General features: G+C 37.2%; 15 protein-coding genes, 1 pseudogene and 1 riboswitch. Of the genes and pseudogenes, 13 read left to right on the top strand and 3 right to left on the bottom strand.

What is annotated here, in order from left to right:
* Window positions 1–22 precede the first annotated feature (22 nt).
* The 7 genes from K6J66_RS09450 to bioB all read left to right on the top strand — a co-directional run bounded on the left by K6J66_RS09450 (window position 23) and on the right by bioB (window position 8,213).
* On the top strand, window positions 23–1,375 hold the full coding sequence (locus K6J66_RS09450) for a GntT/GntP/DsdX family permease (protein ID WP_038440073.1): 1,353 nt from the start codon (window positions 23–25) through the stop codon (window positions 1,373–1,375).
* A 58-nt stretch (window positions 1,376–1,433) separates the two neighbouring features.
* The gene (locus tag K6J66_RS09445; protein ID WP_005662932.1) at window positions 1,434–2,768 is read left to right on the top strand and encodes a phospholipase; all 1,335 of its coding nucleotides are present in this window, start codon (window positions 1,434–1,436) and stop codon (window positions 2,766–2,768) included.
* 353 nt (window positions 2,769–3,121) lie between these two features.
* Complete coding sequence (locus K6J66_RS09440) at window positions 3,122–3,598, top strand: MIP/aquaporin family protein (protein WP_038440072.1); 477 nt, start codon at window positions 3,122–3,124, stop codon at window positions 3,596–3,598.
* 110 nt (window positions 3,599–3,708) lie between these two features.
* Window positions 3,709–3,796, top strand: a riboswitch (TPP riboswitch).
* Window positions 3,797–3,848: 52 nt separating this feature from the next.
* A complete protein-coding gene (gene thiB, locus K6J66_RS09435; RefSeq protein ID WP_038440071.1) occupies window positions 3,849–4,847 on the top strand; it encodes a thiamine ABC transporter substrate binding subunit in 999 nt (332 codons plus the stop codon).
* Between the two features lie 4 nt (window positions 4,848–4,851).
* Complete coding sequence (thiP, locus tag K6J66_RS09430) at window positions 4,852–6,468, top strand: thiamine/thiamine pyrophosphate ABC transporter permease (protein WP_038440070.1); 1,617 nt, start codon at window positions 4,852–4,854, stop codon at window positions 6,466–6,468.
* On the top strand, window positions 6,452–7,099 hold the full coding sequence (gene thiQ, locus K6J66_RS09425) for a thiamine ABC transporter ATP-binding protein (protein ID WP_038440069.1): 648 nt from the start codon (window positions 6,452–6,454) through the stop codon (window positions 7,097–7,099). The genes thiP and thiQ overlap by 17 nt, the downstream gene beginning before the upstream one ends.
* A 112-nt stretch (window positions 7,100–7,211) precedes the next feature.
* Entirely contained in the window at window positions 7,212–8,213 is a 1,002-nt protein-coding gene (bioB, locus tag K6J66_RS09420; protein ID WP_005647862.1) for a biotin synthase BioB, read from the top strand.
* A 124-nt stretch (window positions 8,214–8,337) separates the two neighbouring features.
* Here bioB and tkt read toward each other — a convergent pair whose 3' ends face one another.
* Entirely contained in the window at window positions 8,338–10,335 is a 1,998-nt protein-coding gene (tkt, locus tag K6J66_RS09415; RefSeq protein WP_038440068.1) for a transketolase, read from the bottom strand.
* Between the two features lie 380 nt (window positions 10,336–10,715).
* Here tkt and serB point away from each other — a divergent pair, with 380 nt between their 5' ends.
* The 4 genes from serB to K6J66_RS09395 all read left to right on the top strand — a co-directional run bounded on the left by serB (window position 10,716) and on the right by K6J66_RS09395 (window position 13,957).
* Window positions 10,716–11,660, top strand: a complete 945-nt coding sequence (gene serB, locus K6J66_RS09410) for a phosphoserine phosphatase (protein ID WP_038440067.1) — start codon at window positions 10,716–10,718, stop codon at window positions 11,658–11,660.
* 17 nt (window positions 11,661–11,677) lie between these two features.
* Window positions 11,678–12,169 (top strand): YajQ family cyclic di-GMP-binding protein, encoded by a 492-nt coding sequence (locus K6J66_RS09405; protein WP_005651674.1) that lies wholly within the window; start codon window positions 11,678–11,680, stop codon window positions 12,167–12,169.
* 295 nt (window positions 12,170–12,464) lie between these two features.
* Window positions 12,465–13,412, top strand: a complete 948-nt coding sequence (gene corA / locus K6J66_RS09400; protein WP_005655990.1) for a magnesium/cobalt transporter CorA — start codon at window positions 12,465–12,467, stop codon at window positions 13,410–13,412.
* On the top strand, window positions 13,412–13,957 hold the full coding sequence (locus tag K6J66_RS09395) for a YggT family protein (RefSeq protein ID WP_038440066.1): 546 nt from the start codon (window positions 13,412–13,414) through the stop codon (window positions 13,955–13,957). The genes corA and K6J66_RS09395 overlap by 1 nt, the downstream gene beginning before the upstream one ends.
* A gap of 180 nt (window positions 13,958–14,137) precedes the next feature.
* On the opposite strand, the gene K6J66_RS09390 is transcribed toward K6J66_RS09395, so the two are convergent.
* Window positions 14,138–14,974, bottom strand: coding sequence for a class II glutamine amidotransferase (locus tag K6J66_RS09390; protein WP_005647819.1), 837 nt, complete (start codon window positions 14,972–14,974; stop codon window positions 14,138–14,140).
* A 125-nt stretch (window positions 14,975–15,099) separates the two neighbouring features.
* Window positions 15,100–15,363: pseudogene (locus K6J66_RS09690) on the bottom strand (hypothetical protein); the annotation flags it as partial.
* Between the two features lie 49 nt (window positions 15,364–15,412).
* On the opposite strand from K6J66_RS09690, the gene K6J66_RS09385 reads away from it, so the two are divergent.
* A complete protein-coding gene (locus tag K6J66_RS09385; RefSeq protein WP_038440065.1) occupies window positions 15,413–16,603 on the top strand; it encodes an ATP-binding protein in 1,191 nt (396 codons plus the stop codon).
* Window positions 16,604–17,035: 432 nt separating this feature from the next.
* The gene (locus K6J66_RS09380) at window positions 17,036–17,560 is read left to right on the top strand and encodes a cyclic GMP-AMP synthase DncV-like nucleotidyltransferase (RefSeq protein WP_110442719.1); all 525 of its coding nucleotides are present in this window, start codon (window positions 17,036–17,038) and stop codon (window positions 17,558–17,560) included.
* Window positions 17,561–17,574: the final 14 nt, after the last annotated feature.

Here is a 17,574-nt window from a genome sequence, read left to right as displayed (position 1 = left end):
TTTTGAATAAGAGGGTATCTTTATGTCAAATGAAGTTCTTATTTTAATCGGTGTTGTGAGTGTTATCGCGCTTTTGACTTTGATGATTAAAGGTAAAGTTCATCCATTTATTGCGTTAGGGCTGGTGAGTATTGCAGTTTCGCTTTCTGCTGGCATTCCGATGGGGAAAGTTATTCCAACGTTAATTAGTGGTATGGGTGGCACCTTAGGTAGCGTTGCTTTGATTGTTGGTCTTGGAGCAATGTTAGGTAAAGTGATTGAGAAATCTAATGGCGCAGATGTACTTGCGAGTTGGTTGCTTGATAAGTTTGGTGCCAAAAGAGCGCCATTTGCATTAGCAATGACAGGTTTTATTTTTGGTATTCCTGTTTTTGTTGATGTTGGTTTCATTGTATTAATCCCAATTATCTTCAGTGTGGCTCGTCGTCTTGGTGGTAATATGTTGGTCTATGCATTACCAATTGGTTTGTCTATGTTGACAGTGCATGTACTTATGCCACCTCATCCAGGTGTGGTTGCTGGCGCTCAAGTGTTAAATGCTGATATTGGTTTAGTGCTAGGATTAGGCTTTGTCGCAGCGCTTCCTGCAGTTTTAATTGGTCAAACATTTATTCCATTTTTTACAAAAAATAATTTTGTGAGCATTCCAGCTTCAAGTGATCTACTTGAATATCAAAAACTTCGTTCACAAGAAAATAATGGCTTACCATCATTTGGAACTGTGTTATCAATGATAGTTTTCCCATTAGTATTAATCATGTTGGGGACAGTAACAGCTACAACATTACCAAAAGAAAGTGTTGTTCGTGAATTTTTTAGTATGGTAGGGGCGTCACCGTTTGCTTTAATGATTGCCGTATGCTTATCCTCTTATGTACTTGGTATTAAACGTGGCTGGGGCAAAGATCAATTAGAAGAAATCTTAAACTCAGCATTAGCACCTATCGCGGGCATTATCTTAATTACTGGTGCTGGTGGTATGTTTGGTAAAGTGTTAGATGCGAGTGGCGTAGGTAAAGCATTAGCAGATGTCTTATCCAGTACTGGATTACCTGTCTTATTGCTCGGTTTCATTCTTGCCGCATTGTTACGCGCAGCACAAGGTTCAGCTACAGTAGCCGTAATTACTACAGCAACTATTTTAGCGCCAGCAATTACTGCAGCAGGTTATACGGGTATTCAAGCCGCATTAGTTACCGCAGCGATAGGGGCTGGTTCTATGACCTTATCACATGTTAACGATAGCTTGTTCTGGGTATGGACGAAATTCTTTGGCATTACAATTTCTCAGGGATTGAGAACTTGGTCAATTCTCACGACAATTTACGGCACAATCGCATTTGGATTTGTGTGTTTAATGTGGGCTTTTGTTTAATCAATGCTAAGGCAAGTTATGGAAATATAACTTGCCTTTATTTTATGAGGAACTTTTTATGTTTAAAAAATCTCTTCTTATATTATCTTTTTTAGTTATTCAATTAGCAGTTTATGCACAAGATGATCTGCCAGAAACGGCTAAAACTATTAATGCCACACTTTTAGCTGAAATTACTGCTCAAGGTCAAAAAGTAAATGCTGTTGCACTAGAATATGAAGGAAATCTGCTTTCAGGGTCAGATTTACGCAAAACTTATCAAATTTTCACCACCCTTGAAGGAAAAGAACAAACACCGCGCACTATTTTACGCTCTTATGTTAATGATAAACCAGAAACTTCCGCTCAATCTAAAGCGGGTAAATTTGTCATTATTGAGTTAGATGATCAAGATAAAAATGCCGACCTTTACAGTTTAAAAACAGAAAATGATCAGCCTATGAAGTTCAAAGGTAAAGATAAGGATGGCAACATTGTTGAGATCAAGAAAAAACAAGCGACTAAAGTCCCACAATATTATGGTGAGAAGCTAGTTTACCAAATTAATCAAACAGGTTATTTGAAACTAATGACGGGTAAAACTTTAGCACCGATCTCAATTTCTCAAGCTGCAACACATGACAAAGTAAAAACACTTTGGTTAGACGAATTTCAAGCGAAATCAGTTTTTCTAAATGACAAAACTAATGCGCTGAATTATCGAATTTTTACCCCACACTTTGAGCAAGGAAAAGCCTATCCATTGACAATTTTTTTACATGGTTCAGGGCAAGTTGGCTCAGACAATCTAGCACATTTATTATCCAGCAAAGGAGCGATTTCCACGTTGCAATATGAACAAGGTGTTGTGCTTGCGCCACAATACCAAACGGTTTTTGATCCCTTTGATAAACAAGGCGGCATTCATTGGCAAACGAATAATCGTCGTGATTTGGTGCTAAAAATGATTGATGACACCTTAGCGCAATATCCACAAATTGATAAAAATCGAATTTATTTAGTGGGATTATCGCGTGGTGCTGAAGGCTCAGTAAAACTTTTGTTAAATCGACCGCACTTTTTTGCTGCTGCTTTATTGATGAGTGGGCGCGAGGCTTATACCCACGAGTGGGCGGATGGCAACGCCACGAAAGAAAATCTTGCGCCAATTAAAAATATACCAATGTGGTTCTTCCACAGCAAAGAAGACAACATCTCGCCAGTAAAAGGTTCTCGGATTAATGTCAAAATATTGACAGAAGAATTACAAGCACCAAATGTGAAATATACGGAATTCACTATGGAAAATATTGGTGATAATGGAATTGTAAATAATAATGCTCACAACACATGGGATGCAGTATTTAATAGCCCTGAAGTGATGCAATGGTTAGTGCAACAAAAACGTAAGTAAGGAGATTAACTATGTTTATGTATCTATCCCATCCCTGATACAGAAAATCCGAAAAATTGCCACCAAGCGATCTTAGGTTATCAATGCACCATTACGTATTGTCGGGCTAGATTCAAGCCAACTTGTATTGCTGAAATTGAATAAATGATGGAGTGCTAGGGTTATCTCTAGCACTCTTTTTATATCTAGATAGGAGTGAAGATTATGTAAAATATCAACCTTTATCTTGGTGAACTTGTGGGAACAGCATTTTTTATGGTGTTAGGACTTGGCGTTTGTGCCAATATTTCCTTAAAAAAATCAGGAATGTATGGGAATGGTGGTTTACTTGCCGCTTGTGGTTTGGGTTATCAATGGTGTCCATTACTGTTATTTTTGAACCACTCACCAGTGCTCATGTAAATCCTGCTGTTACTATCGATTTTTGGGAGGTAGGTAAATTTCCAACAGAACTTGTGTTAGTCTATATTATTGCTCAATGTATCGGTGCGTTTATTGTTGCTCTGATTGTATGGCTATTATTTAAAGATCATTTAGATGAAGAAGAAAATCAAAATTGTCAATTAGGTTCTTTTGCCACTATTGCAACAAACTCTAATAACTTACGCAATTTACTTTCTGAAATTGTCACCACATTTTCATTGTTATTTATTTTATTCACACTAAATCATCAACAACCTACTAATGGTGTTGCAATGTTCTTTGTTTTTACGGGAGTAGCTGGTGGTGTTATGTCCTTTGGTGGATTAACGAGTTATGCAATCAACCCAGCACGTGATTTTATGCTGCGTCTTATTCACGCTATCATGCCAATATTCATTTTTTTATAGACTAGCATACTTGCTAATCTACGTCAGCCCCTTTATTTTTTCAGAAAATGTAGAAAGTTTATTTCTTTTTAAAAAGCCGTTGGCAACTTGAGTAAATTTTAATACACTAGAAAGTCTAGTCGGGGTGCAATACGCTGAGATCATACCCGTGAACCTGAAACAGTTAATACTGACGTAGGAAACTAGGAATACAACCTTATCTCCTTTTCGTCATTATTGCTGCCTTTTAATCATAAATAAGGATGTAATAATGAAACTTCTTAAATTAACCTTAATTTCTACCGCACTTTTTTCCACCGCGGCATTAGCTCAAGCACAGCAAAGTGTAAACGTATATAGCTACGACTCTTTCACTTCTGAATGGGGGGCTGGGCCAAAAGTAAAACAAGATTTTGAAAAAGCCCATCCACAATGTGCGATTAATTTTACGCCTTTTGAAAGCGTTGGTGTGTTGCTCAACCGTGTTCGTTTGGAAGGAAAGAAAACAAAAGCGGATATTGTGCTAGGTTTAGATAACTTTTTTTTGGAACAAGCTGAAAAAACAGGTATTTTTGCGCCAAATAACGTGGATTTAACTCAGCTGGATTTACCAACAAAATGGGCGAATAAAACCTTCTTACCTTTTGATTTCGGTAATTATGCTTTTGTGTACGATAAAACTAAATTACAAAACCCGCCGAAAAGTTTGAAAGAATTAGTTGAACGTCAAGATCTTAGTGTGATTTATCAAGATCCTCGCACCAGCAGTGTGGGTCGTGGTTTATTGGTTTGGATGAATGCCGTTTACCCTGCTGATAAAATTCAATCCGCTTGGAAAAATTTAGATAAGCACACAGTGACAGTAGGTAAAGGCTGGTCAGATACTTACGGCGCATTTTTGAAAGGCGAAGCGGATTTAGTATTAAGTTACAGCACATCGCCACTTTATCATCAACTTTTTGAGAAAAAAGATAATTATGCGGCGACAGATTTTGCGGAAGGTCATATTACTCAAGTAGAATTAGCGGCGCGAGTTGCAAACCATCCAAATCAATGTGCGGATGATTTTATGGCATTTTTAATTTCGCCTACAGCACAAAAACATATTGTGACCGCGAACATTATGTTGCCAGTTATTCAAGGCGAAATTGAACCGCACTTTGATGCGCTTAAAGTTCAACAAAAAACTCAAACGTCAATTAATCCAACAGTGAATGCTGAGCAGTTAAAAAATTGGATCAGCACTTGGCAAACTACATTAACAAAATAATTTGATGTTGTCGTTATTTCATCATCCACAACTTCGCCCTCGTCATTATGCGGGCGGGGTTGTTGTCATTAGTTTCATTATTCTTTTTTATGGTAGTGCCTTAAGTTCGATCTTTACATTGGGCGATGAATTGCAATGGCGAGCTTGGTTTACTGATGATTACCTACAGCATCTGATTCTTTTCAGTTTTGGGCAAGCCTTACTTTCTACCGTTTTATCTATTTTCTTTGGTTTACTTCTCGCTAGGGCATTATTTTATAAGCCATTTTTGGGAAAAAAGTGGTTGTTAAAATTAATGTCGCTAACTTTTGTCTTACCTGCTTTAGTGGCAATTTTTGGTTTGATCGGCATTTATGGTTCAAGTGGTTGGTTAGCTTGGTTTGCTAACCTTTTTGGAATGTCGTGGCAGGGGCATATTTACGGGCTATCGGGTATTTTAATTGCCCACCTTTTTTTCAATATCCCACTGGCGGCACAGCTTTTCTTACAAAGTTTGCAAAGTATCCCTTATCAGCAACGTCAGCTTGCAGCCCAGCTTAATTTGCAAGGTTGGCAATTTGTTAAATTGGTGGAGTGGCCGGTTTTTCGTCAGCAATGTTTGCCTACATTCAGCTTAATTTTTATGCTTTGCTTTACCAGTTTTACTGTTGTTCTTACATTAGGCGGTGGGCCTCAATATACAACATTAGAAACCGCAATCTACCAAGCGATTTTATTTGAATTTGATCTGCCGAAAGCAGCACTTTTTGCTATGTTGCAATTTGTATTTTGCTTGGTTTTATTTAGCTTAACATCGCGTTTTTCACCTTCTAATCAAAATGGCTTGAGTAATAGTAATATTTGGTTTGAGAAACCTAAAAGTGCGGTCAAAATTTTCCATATTTTGGTTTTACTTGTTTTTGTCTTTTTCCTTTTTTCGCCAGTTTTGAATATTCTTGTCAGCACATTGAGCTCATCAAGTTTGCTCACAGTTTGGCATAATTCCCAGCTCTGGCACGCCTTAGGCTATTCACTTTCTATCGCACCCTTGTCCGCATTACTTGCATTAACGATGGCAATTGCCTTATTGCTTTTATCACGCCGTTTAGAATGGTTGAATTATCAAAAAATCTCGCAATTTATTATTAATGCTGGAATGGTAATTTTAGCCATCCCGATTTTAGTGCTTGCGATGGGGTTGTTTTTATTATTACAAGATCGTGATTTTTCGAATATTGATTTGTTTATCATCGTTGTATTTTGTAATGCCTTAAGTGCAATGCCTTTTGTTTTACGTATTTTAAGCGCACCTTTTCATAACAATATGCGTTATTACGAAAATCTGTGTAATAGTCTAGGAATTGTGGGTTGGCAACGTTTTTATCTGATTGAGTGGAAAACCTTGCGCGCACCGCTGCGTTATGCTTTTGCTTTAGGTTTAGCGTTATCTCTCGGCGATTTTACGGCGATTGCGTTATTTGGCAATCAAGAGTTTACTTCTCTACCGCATTTGTTATATCAGCAGCTAGGGAATTATCGTAATCAAGATGCAGCTGTAACCGCAGGGATTTTATTATTGCTTTGTGGCATATTGTTTGCCTTTATTCACACATATAGGGATGCCGATGATTTATCTAAATAATGTGATTTTGAATGATAAAACCTTACCGATGTGCTTTAATTTGAGCGTAAATGCTGGCGAACGTGTTGCAATTATTGGCGAAAGTGGCGCAGGGAAAAGTACTTTATTGAATTTAATTGCTGGGTTTGAATTTCCTGCTCAAGGAGAAATTTGGTTAAACGATAAAAATCATACGCGTAGTGCGCCTTACGAGCGTCCTGTTTCTATGCTATTTCAAGAAAATAACTTATTTCCCCATTTGACTGTACAACAAAATCTTGCCTTAGGAATAAAACCCTCTTTAAAATTAACCGCACTTGAGCAGGAAAAAATTGAACAGGCCGCTTGCTCCGTAGGATTGGGCGATTATTTAGAGCGTTTACCGAATTCTCTTTCGGGGGGGCAAAAACAACGAGTGGCATTGGCACGTTGTTTGTTGCGAGATAAGCCAATTTTGTTATTAGATGAGCCTTTTTCTGCATTAGATCAGAAACTTCGGGTAGAAATGCTGGCTTTAATCGCTAAACTTTGTGACGAGAAAGATTTAACATTGCTACTTGTTACCCACCAACCATCGGAATTAATCGGTTCGATAGATCAAGTGTTAGTGGTGGAAAATGGTCAGATAAGTCAATTACAAAAAGAGGTGTAAAATTAGTTTCATTCATAACGTTGAATTGATTGTTTCTACCATATACACTAATTCATCAATTAAGAAAGTATAAAAAGCGTGGTGTTTTTAACCGCACTTTCAAAGGAAAAACATGTTAGCGGAAAAATTACAAATTAACTCTATTACACCTCATCCAAGTGTAGAATATTGGTCTGTTTGCAAAGTTGAGGCGTTATTTGAAACGCCATTTTTGGAATTAGTTTACCGAGCAACGCAAGTTCATCGTAAGCATTTTAATCCTCGCACGATTCAGTTATCCACGTTAATGTCTATCAAAACGGGGGGATGCCCAGAAGATTGTAGTTATTGCCCTCAATCAGCCCGTTATCATACTGGCGTACAAAATCAGCAGTTATTAGATGTTGATGAGATCGTCGCTAAAGCAAAAATTGCGAAAGCACGTGGTGCGGGGCGTTTCTGTATGGGGGCTGCTTGGCGAGGCCCTAAGCCAAAAGATATTGAGAAAGTCACAGAAATTATTAAAGCCGTGAAATCACTTGGTTTAGAAACTTGCGGTACCTTTGGTTTATTGCAAGACGGTATGGCGGAAGATTTAAAAGAAGCTGGATTAGATTATTACAATCATAATCTTGATACCGCACCAGAACATTATGCAGAAGTGATTGGTACTCGCCGTTTTGATGATCGTCTTAGCACCTTAGGAAAAGTGCGCAAAGCTGGATTAAAAGTGTGTTGTGGTGGCATTGTGGGGATGAATGAAACCCGTAAAGAACGGGCTGGATTAATCGCGAGCCTTGCAAATCTTGATCCGCAACCTGAGTCAGTGCCGATTAATCAACTCGTTAAGGTTGAAGGTACACCGTTAGCCGATGCGGAAGAATTAGATTGGACGGAGTTTGTGCGAACGATTGCTGTTGCACGTATTACTATGCCAAAAAGTTATGTTCGCCTTTCTGCAGGTCGCAGTGGTATGACTGAAGAAATGCAAGCGATGTGTTTTATGGCGGGGGCAAATTCTATTTTCTATGGCGATAAATTACTTGTTACAGATAATCCAGAAGAAGATGGCGATCAGTTATTGATGGCAAAATTAGATTTAGAGCCAGAAACTGCAGAAAATAAAAAGTTGTAGTTTGCGTTAGATAGCTGAGAAATTAAGTATAAATCTATTCCTTTCTTTATTTCATATCTCACAATAATTTTCAATAGCCAATAAAAAAGCTCCTTGAATATCAAGGAGCTAGTTTAGTTTAATCTTAAAGAATTTCTTTCGCTTTTGCTACCACGTTTTCAACAGTGAAACCAAAGAGTTTAAATAATTGATCTGCTGGTGCGGATTCGCCAAAGCTATTCATACCGACAACACGACCATTGAATCCAACGTATTTATACCAGAAGTCAGCAATACCCGCTTCAATCGCAACACGTTTGGTTACCGCTGCAGGTAATACACTTTCACGGTACGCTGCATCTTGTTTATCAAAACGGTTTGTACTTGGCATAGAAACAACGCGTACTTTTTTACCTTCAGCACTTAATGCTTCGGCTGCTTGCACTGCTAATTCCACTTCAGAACCTGTCGCAATGAAAATTAACTCAGGTGTGCCATCACAGTCTTTTAACACATAAGCACCACGTTTAACCGCATCTAATTGTGCAGAAGTGCGGTTCATTTGAGCAAGATTTTGACGAGTGAAAATTAACGCACTTGGGCCATCTTGACGTTCAACCGCTTGTTGCCATGCGATGGCTGATTCAACTTGGTCACATGGACGCCATGTTTCAAGGTTTGGAATTAAGCGTAATGATGCAGTTTGCTCAACTGGTTGGTGTGTAGGACCATCTTCACCTAAACCGATGGAATCGTGGGTATAAACGAATAATGTGCGTTGTTTCATTAATGCTGCCATACGCACCGCATTGTGAGCATATTCATAGAACATTAAGAAGGTTGCGCCGTAAGGAATGAAACCGCCGTGTAAAGCAATGCCGTTCATAATGGCAGACATACCAAATTCACGAACACCGTAGTTAATGTAGTTACCACCTACGTTTTCGTGGGCACGAATCGGTTTAGAACCACTCCATAAGGTTAAGTTGGAGCTTGCTAAGTCTGCAGAACCACCTAAAAATTCTGGCAATACGTGTGCATAAGCTTCAATGGCATTTTGTGATGCTTTACGGCTTGCAATACTCGCTGGATTTGCTTGTAATTTTTCGATGAACGCTTTAGATTCTGCCGCCCAGTTTGTTGGTAATTCGCCAGAAACACGACGTTTAAATTCTGCTGCCAATTCAGGATAGGCTTTTGCATAAGCGGCAAATTTTTCTTCCCAAGATTTTTCTGCTGCAGCACCTTTCTCTTTTGCCGACCATTCAGCATAGTATTCAGCTGGAATTTCAAATGGCGCATATTCCCAACCAAGTGCTTTGCGGGTTAAAGCGATTTCTTCATCGCCTAATGGCGCACCGTGGCAATCATGAGAACCTGATTTATTTGGAGAACCAAAACCAATGATGGTTTTACAAATAATTAACGTTGGTTTTTCTTTTTCTGCTTGAGCAAGAACGGTAGCAGCGCGAATTTGCTCTGCATTGTGGCCATCTACATTACGAATTACTTGCCAGCCATAAGCTTCAAAACGAGCTGCGGTATCATCGCTGAACCAACCATCAACATGACCATCAATGGAAATGTTGTTGTCATCGTAGAATGCGATTAGTTTACCCAGACCTAATGTTCCTGCTAAAGAGCAAGCCTCGTGAGAAATCCCTTCCATTAAACAGCCATCGCCTAAGAACACATAAGTGTGGTGATCGACAATTTCATGGCCTTCACGGTTAAATTGTCCAGCTAAGGTTTTCTCAGCAATTGCCATACCCACCGCATTAGTGATACCTTGACCTAACGGGCCAGTCGTGGTTTCAACACCAGGGGCATAACCATATTCTGGGTGACCTGGGGTTTTAGAATGTAATTGACGGAATTGTTTTAAATCTTCGATAGAAAGATCATAGCCAGTTAAATGTAAAAGACTATAAATCAACATAGAACCGTGCCCATTTGAAAGCACAAAACGGTCACGATCAGCCCATTTAGGATTGGTTGGATTGTGTTTTAAAAAGTCGCGCCATAATACTTCAGCAATATCCGCCATCCCCATTGGTGCACCAGGGTGACCAGATTTCGCTTTTTGTACAGAATCCATTGCTAAGACACGAATTGCATTGGCTAATTGTCTACGAGTTGCCATTTTGTTCTCCTGTGATAATTCGTTTTGAAAAATAATCTTGCGCATTCTACCTTATTTCTGAAGGAAATTTAGCAAAAATCCGCACTCAATTTAATAGTTTGTGACAATAATCAAATTCTACGACGACATTGATGAAAACGCATACTACTAGATTTTATTGTCAAATTTACCGCACTTTTTTCTCTTTGAGTTTATGATAAGAACAGCGATAATGACTTAAAAAATACTTGTTTTACACCAAATAAGATAACGCCAAATATCGCTAGTCTTAGCGAAATAATCGTTGCAAGTATCATTGAGTAGTTTTTCTTTAATTATTTTCACTTTTTCAATTCACATCGGTTAAAATCTTTTTAGTCGCCACAACTTACAGGATTTTTATGCAAATTCAACGTTTCGAAAGTATTACACAAAAATACCCACAATTTCCTACCGCACTTTTGGCTAATGAGGAGCCTATACAGAACGGGGAACCTTTTATCTTATACGGCACAAAGTTGGACATAACTAAGCTAGAAAAATTTCAACAAAAGTGCGGTCAAAATTTTCAGATTTTTGATGTTTGGATGGTAGCGAAAAATATTATCGTCTTATTGAAAGGTCAATGGTTTTCTGATTTCATTAAATTTGCTCACGATGTTGAAGTGGATATTGCTAAATTAGATTTCAGCCCTAAATTGTCTCAAGCAGGGTTGTTGGTGATGGATATGGATTCTACCGCTATTCAAATTGAGTGTATTGATGAAATTGCGAAATTAGCGGGTGTTGGCGAACTTGTTTCTGCGATTACGGAAAGTGCAATGAGAGGCGAGTTGGATTTCGAGCAAAGTTTGCGTTGTCGAGTGGGTACATTAAAAGGTGCGCCAGAAAGTATCTTACAGCAAGTTAGAGAGAATTTACCGCTAATGCCTGGATTAGTTGAAACGATCCAAACCTTACAAAAATATGGCTGGAAAACTGCAATTGCTTCAGGCGGATTTACTTATTTTGCGGATTATTTGAAAGCCTTATTACAGTTTGATTTTGCCGCATCAAATCAATTTGATATTGAAGATGGAAAACTCACAGGATTAGTTAAAGGTGATGTGGTTGATGCCCAATATAAAGCTAAAACATTGCAACATTTGTTAGAGGAATACGGTATTGATTCACGACATTCTATTGCTATTGGCGATGGGGCAAATGACTTGGCAATGATGAATGTGGCGGGGCTAGGTGTTGCGTTCCATGCTAAACCTAAAGTGCAACAACAAGCGCAAATTGTGGTAAACTTCGCCGACTTAACCGCACTTTTATGCCTTTTAAGTGCCAATGATCGAATTTAATAAAACGGGAGAAGACTATGCCATCTTTTGATATTGTTTCTGAAATTACTTTACACGAAGTTCGTAATGCAGTGGAAAATGCCAACCGTGTGCTTAGCACGCGTTATGATTTTCGTGGTGTCGAAGCGGTAATTGAATTAAATGAAAAAAATGAAACGATTAAAATTACTACAGAATCTGATTTCCAACTTGAACAATTAATTGAGATTTTAATTGGATCTTGTATTAAACGTGGTATTGAGCACAGTTCTTTAGATATTCCAGCAGAAAGCGAACACCACGGTAAACTTTACAGTAAAGAAATAAAACTTAAACAGGGTATTGAAACAGAGATGGCGAAGAAAATTACTAAATTAGTAAAAGATTCTAAAATCAAAGTTCAAACTCAAATTCAGGGCGAACAAGTGCGTGTGACAGGTAAGTCACGCGATGACTTACAAGCAGTGATTCAACTTGTAAAAAGTGCTGAATTAGGTCAGCCATTCCAATTTAATAATTTTAGAGATTAGTTTTTCAAATAAGGGCGAAATGTTGCCATAGTTTTTTGATAAAACTTGACGAACACCGCTTTCAAGCGTAACATTCGCCCGATTTTTTAACGAGAAGGACACACACTTTGGACAGTCATAGTCGATACCGAATATCGCTCTAGACGCCCGCCTTTTATTATCGGCGTGCGTTCGCCGGTAAATTTACCGTTGTTTCGGCATCTCTTAACGAAAACTTTGCGATTTTTTACCGCACTTTCGTTTCTTCTTTAATTTGTTCACTGTTAGCTGTTCATAATCCTATAAGGAGTATGAAATGATCAATGCGTTTGCTATCAATGATTCCCGCTTGGTTCGTATTGACGAAGACCAAACTGATCTCAATACTGCCATTTGGCTTGATTTACTTGAGCCGACAGGCGAAGAACGTGAAATACTACAAGAAGGCTTAGGTCAGAGCCTAGCATCTTTTCTAGAACTGGAAGATATCGAAGCTTCCGCCCGTTTCTTTGAAGATGAAGATGGTTTACACCTTCACTCATTTTTTTATTGCGAAGATGAAGACAATTATGCTGATTTAGCGAGCGTTGCTTTTACTATTCGTGATGGTCGTTTATTTACGTTGCGTGATCGCGAGCTACCCGCATTTCGTTTATATCGTATGCGTTCACGTAGCCAGCGTTTGTTAGAATGCAATTCCTATGAAGTTTTACTGGATTTATTTGAAACGAAAATTGAGCAATTAGCGGACGTGATTGAAAATATTTATGCAGATTTGGAAGAGTTAAGTCGCGTTATTTTAAACGGAAAACAAGATGAAGCCTTTGATGAAGCATTAAATACACTCACGGAACAAGAAGATACGAGCTCAAAAGTTCGTTTGTGCTTGATGGATACTCAACGTGCATTAGGTTTCTTGGTTCGTAAAACTCGCTTACCAACTAATCAGTTAGAACAAGCACGAGAAATCTTACGAGATATTGAATCTTTGCAACCGCATAATGAATCATTATTCCAAAAAGTAAACTTTTTAATGCAAGCTGCAATGGGTTACATCAATATTGAACAGAACAAAATTATGAAATTTTTCTCAGTTGTTTCTGTGATGTTCCTTCCTGCAACATTAGTTGCATCCACTTATGGTATGAACTTTGATTTTATGCCTGAATTACATTTTAAATATGGCTATCCAATGGCAATTGGATTAATGATCGCAGCCGCACTGACACCATATATTTATTTTAGAAGAAAAGGATGGTTATGATGGAATTATCCCAAACCGCATTATTTATCGGATCAATTATTAATCTTTACGCACTTGTATTAATCTTACGAGCTTGGTTGCAGTTTGCTCGTGTGGATTATTACAACCCTGTTTCAACATTTGCGGTAAAAATGACTGATCCAGTATTAAAACCTCTGCGTAAAGTTATGCCAACGGTAAAAAATATTGATACTTCCGCATTACTGCTTGTATTTATTATTGGTATGTTAAAAGGTATTATTTATTTTGGCTTATCAGTAAATGTACTCTTAGTATTGGGTGTATTAACTGTATTGAAAAGCATTGGTTTAGCTATTTTCTATGTGCTTTTTATTGGGGCTGTTTTAAGTTGGTTTAATCGAGGTAATAATTCTATAAGTTATGCCTTTTATCAACTCTCCGAACCACTTTTAAAACCAATCCGTCGATTATTACCTACATTAGGAATGATTGATTTTTCTCCGATGGTCGTTGTGTTTATCTTATTGTTTTTAAACAATTTTATGCTTGATCTTCTAGGGAGACTTTGGATTATCGCTGGTTAGGTATTCATATTCCTTATTTGAATATTGCTTTATAAAAATATTGAAGATTTAGTTGGTAAGAATAGTATTTTCTATTCTTACCTTTTTATTTCGTTTTTAGAGGTTTTTGATTTTTATAATTCTTATAAAAGATATAAAATTCTTTTATAAAAATAAGGGGAAGTTTATTTACATTGACATTTAAATAGCAGAATTTATTGTCCTATTACCTAAAGTACCATCATCAATCGCTTCTTTTGGCGTCCCAATAACTTCGGCGATTTTCTCTCCATTTTTAAAAAACACAAATCCACCATTTTCCATTTTTGTCCAAGATTCATTTTTGGTTAAAGGAAATGTTGTGATGATATTGACCTTATCTCCTGCTTTTGCATAATAGCTAAAATCAATTACTCCATCATCATCAATACGGTGAGCTTTGCCAAAAGGTGCTTTTCGCATAACATAATGTAAGTTTGTTGAGCAATGTGCAATCATCCACTCGCCATTAGAAAGAATGAAATTAAACGTACCGTGTTGAGCAAGTTCTTTTGTTACTTTTTGAATTGCTTCAAAAATTTCCATTTCACTTGGTTTTTTGCGGAAAGTATTTTTAAGATATTCAGCCATATAACAGAAAGCAGCTTCAGAATCTGTAGAACCTATTGGCTGTAAAAAATGATCTGTCATATCTGGTAAGTTTTTTAAATTACCATTATGCGCAAAAACCCAGTTTTGTCCCCAAATTTCACGAATGAACGGATGGGTGTTTTCAATATTGACTTCGCCTTGTGTTGCTTTACGAATATGCGCAATAACATTAAGAGATTTAATATTATATTGTTTTATACAATCTGCGATGGGGGAAAGACTGGCTGCTTGATTATCACGAAAAATACGTACACCACGTCCTTCAAAAAAAGCGATTCCAAAGCCATCTGAATGGCAATCTGTTAAACCTGCACGACGGCGGAAACCTTCAAAAGAAAAAACAATATCCGTTGGCGTATTACAATTCATTCCGAGTAATTGACACATAACTTTAATTAGATATAACCTCACAATATGTGAGCGATTTAACACCATTATAGGGAGAATATCAAGAGAGATTTAATGAATTTTTATGTTGTATAGATATTAATGATAGAAATCTTATTTAATCTATTATTCTTTAAAAATCGAGATTTAACAGTCTCTTTCGGCTGATGTATTGTGGTACAAGCAAATAAACTCACAAGGAAAACAACAAGCAATGCCATCTTTAATTTATTCATAAATACAAAATTCCGAAAAATAAGAAAGCGCGTATGATAGCGGAAATTGGGGATTGTGCAAGGGATTGGAATGAGACTAAAAAACCGAAATAAAAACTGGAAATGTAATTCCAAATGCATCAGGAAACAAATAATATGGAAATCAACTTCCAATTTCCGTATACTTTTAAAAATATGAAATAAACTTCCAATAAGTAAAACTATGATCTCTCGTGAAAATTATTTACAGCAACTGATTCAATTTAAAGATACTGATTTTATCAAAGTCATCTCGGGTGTTCGTCGTTCCGGTAAATCGGTGCTACTCATGCAATACCGTGATTACCTTCAACAACAAGGCATTGCTTCCGAAAATATTCTTTATCTCAATTTTGAATCTTTTGAATATCAATGGGTGAAAGACGCTCAAGATTTTCAACAGCTGATTCAAGAAAAAATGCCGTCTTCTCAAGAGAAAATCTATTTTCTGATTGATGAAATTCAGTTTGTGGAAGGTTGGCAAAAAATCGTCAATGCGCTTCGCGTAAGTTTTAACACCGATATAGTGATTACAGGTTCCAATGCCAACTTGCTTTCCGGTGAGCTTGCGACGTTGTTAAGCGGTCGGTATGTAGAAATCAAAATTTACCCGCTTTCTTTCAAAGAATTTTTGCACGCCAAAAATGTGGATAGCCAATCAAGATTGGTCGATAAACTCTATTCGGAATATGAAAAATATGGCGGTTTCCCCAGCGTTGTGATGGCTGATGAGCCTTTAAAAGAAACGATTTTATCGGGTATTTTTGATTCCATCGTGCTAAATGATATTGCCCACCGAGCTGGAGTGAAAGACACGCATATTCTTAAAAGTGTAATTCTCTTTTTAGCGGATAACGTAGGGCAGTTGGTGAATCCAAGCAAAATTAGCAACACGCTCACGTCCGAACGTGTTCCCACTTCAAATCACACCATAAGCAAATATCTTGATTTGTTAGAAAATGCCTTTCTTTTTTATAAAGCAAAACAATACGATATTCGCGGAAAAGGCTATTTAAAAACCAATGCCAAATATTTTATTGTGGATAACGGTTTAAGACGACACGCTATCGGCAAAAAAGGTGCGAATTATGCCAATCGCCTAGAAAATATTGTCTTTATTGAATTGCTTAGACGAGGTTATACCGTTGATGTGGGTAAACTCGACAGCAAAGAAATTGATTTTATCGCCCGAAAAGCTGATGAAATTTTATATGTACAAGTCGCTTTTGAAATCCCTGAAAATACCCACGAAACAGATAATCTTTTGCATATTAAAGATAACTATAAAAAGACTTTAATTACGGGGAAATATTACGAACAAACAGAGATTGATGGGATTGAAGTGATTTATGTGGTGGATTGGTTGCTGCAGTAAATCTAAAAACGCTGAAAATTTTCACCGCACTTTTAGTGTTTAACGCTTATGCTGGCGCGCGTTTCCTAACATGTGCCCTAGAAAGTGAATAAAGTGCGGTGAGTTTTTGAAGTGTTTTTTAGTGAAATTAGGTACACGCTAGGAAGCGTGCACCAACAGATTGTGCTAATAAGGAAAGATAGCGCCAGCATCCACGCAGGTGCTGCTTAATAAAAACATTGCGAATTTTACCCATAACCGTCGGTAGAACCAATATTCGAAATTCTTTGGATTTTTTGGCTGCACTTTTAGTTGATAGGCACAAGAGAGGACGCTTGTGCCATCGTGGGGCATTACCAGATTAAAATAATCTTTATCAGGGCTTGAATTAGTAAATTTTATAATTATATACTTAAAATTTATTTACTTACTTTTATGAACCAAGGGTAACTAATGGCTAATATACAAAAATACTTTGAACAATTTAATGAAAGAATTAGAACAGGATATAAGTATAATTTTGAATTAAAAGAGAAGAGAGATACTCTAATTTCTAATTTGGAAGATCATCTTCATCTAGATTTTGATCATTTTAATCAAGGTAGTTACGGAATGGGAACTGGTGTAAAACCTGAGGATGGAGATTTTGACATAGATGTCGGAATTATTTTAAAAGAATCCGATAATAACGTTTTTAATTGTCCTTATGACATAAAAAATAAAGTTTATATCGCTTTACAACATCAAAATAGAACAGTAAAGATTAAGCGGCCTTGCGTTACAGTTCAATATACATCAGGTGAAAAGGATAAATACCATGTCGATTTTGCTATTTATAAAGAAGATAAAAGTGGGAGGATTCATTTTGCAAGAGGAAAATCTCCTAACGATGAAGAGCTAAGATGGGAATTAGCAGAGCCTAAAGATCTAGTAAATAAAATTAAGAATAAATTTACAAATGATGCAGAAAAAGCCTAGTATAAAAGGTGTAT

The organism is Haemophilus influenzae (genome assembly GCF_019703545.1).
Taxonomy (GTDB): domain Bacteria; phylum Pseudomonadota; class Gammaproteobacteria; order Enterobacterales; family Pasteurellaceae; genus Haemophilus; species Haemophilus influenzae_E.
Note: the sequence above shows the minus strand (reverse complement) of the source record. Positions and strands in the feature narration are given on the sequence as shown.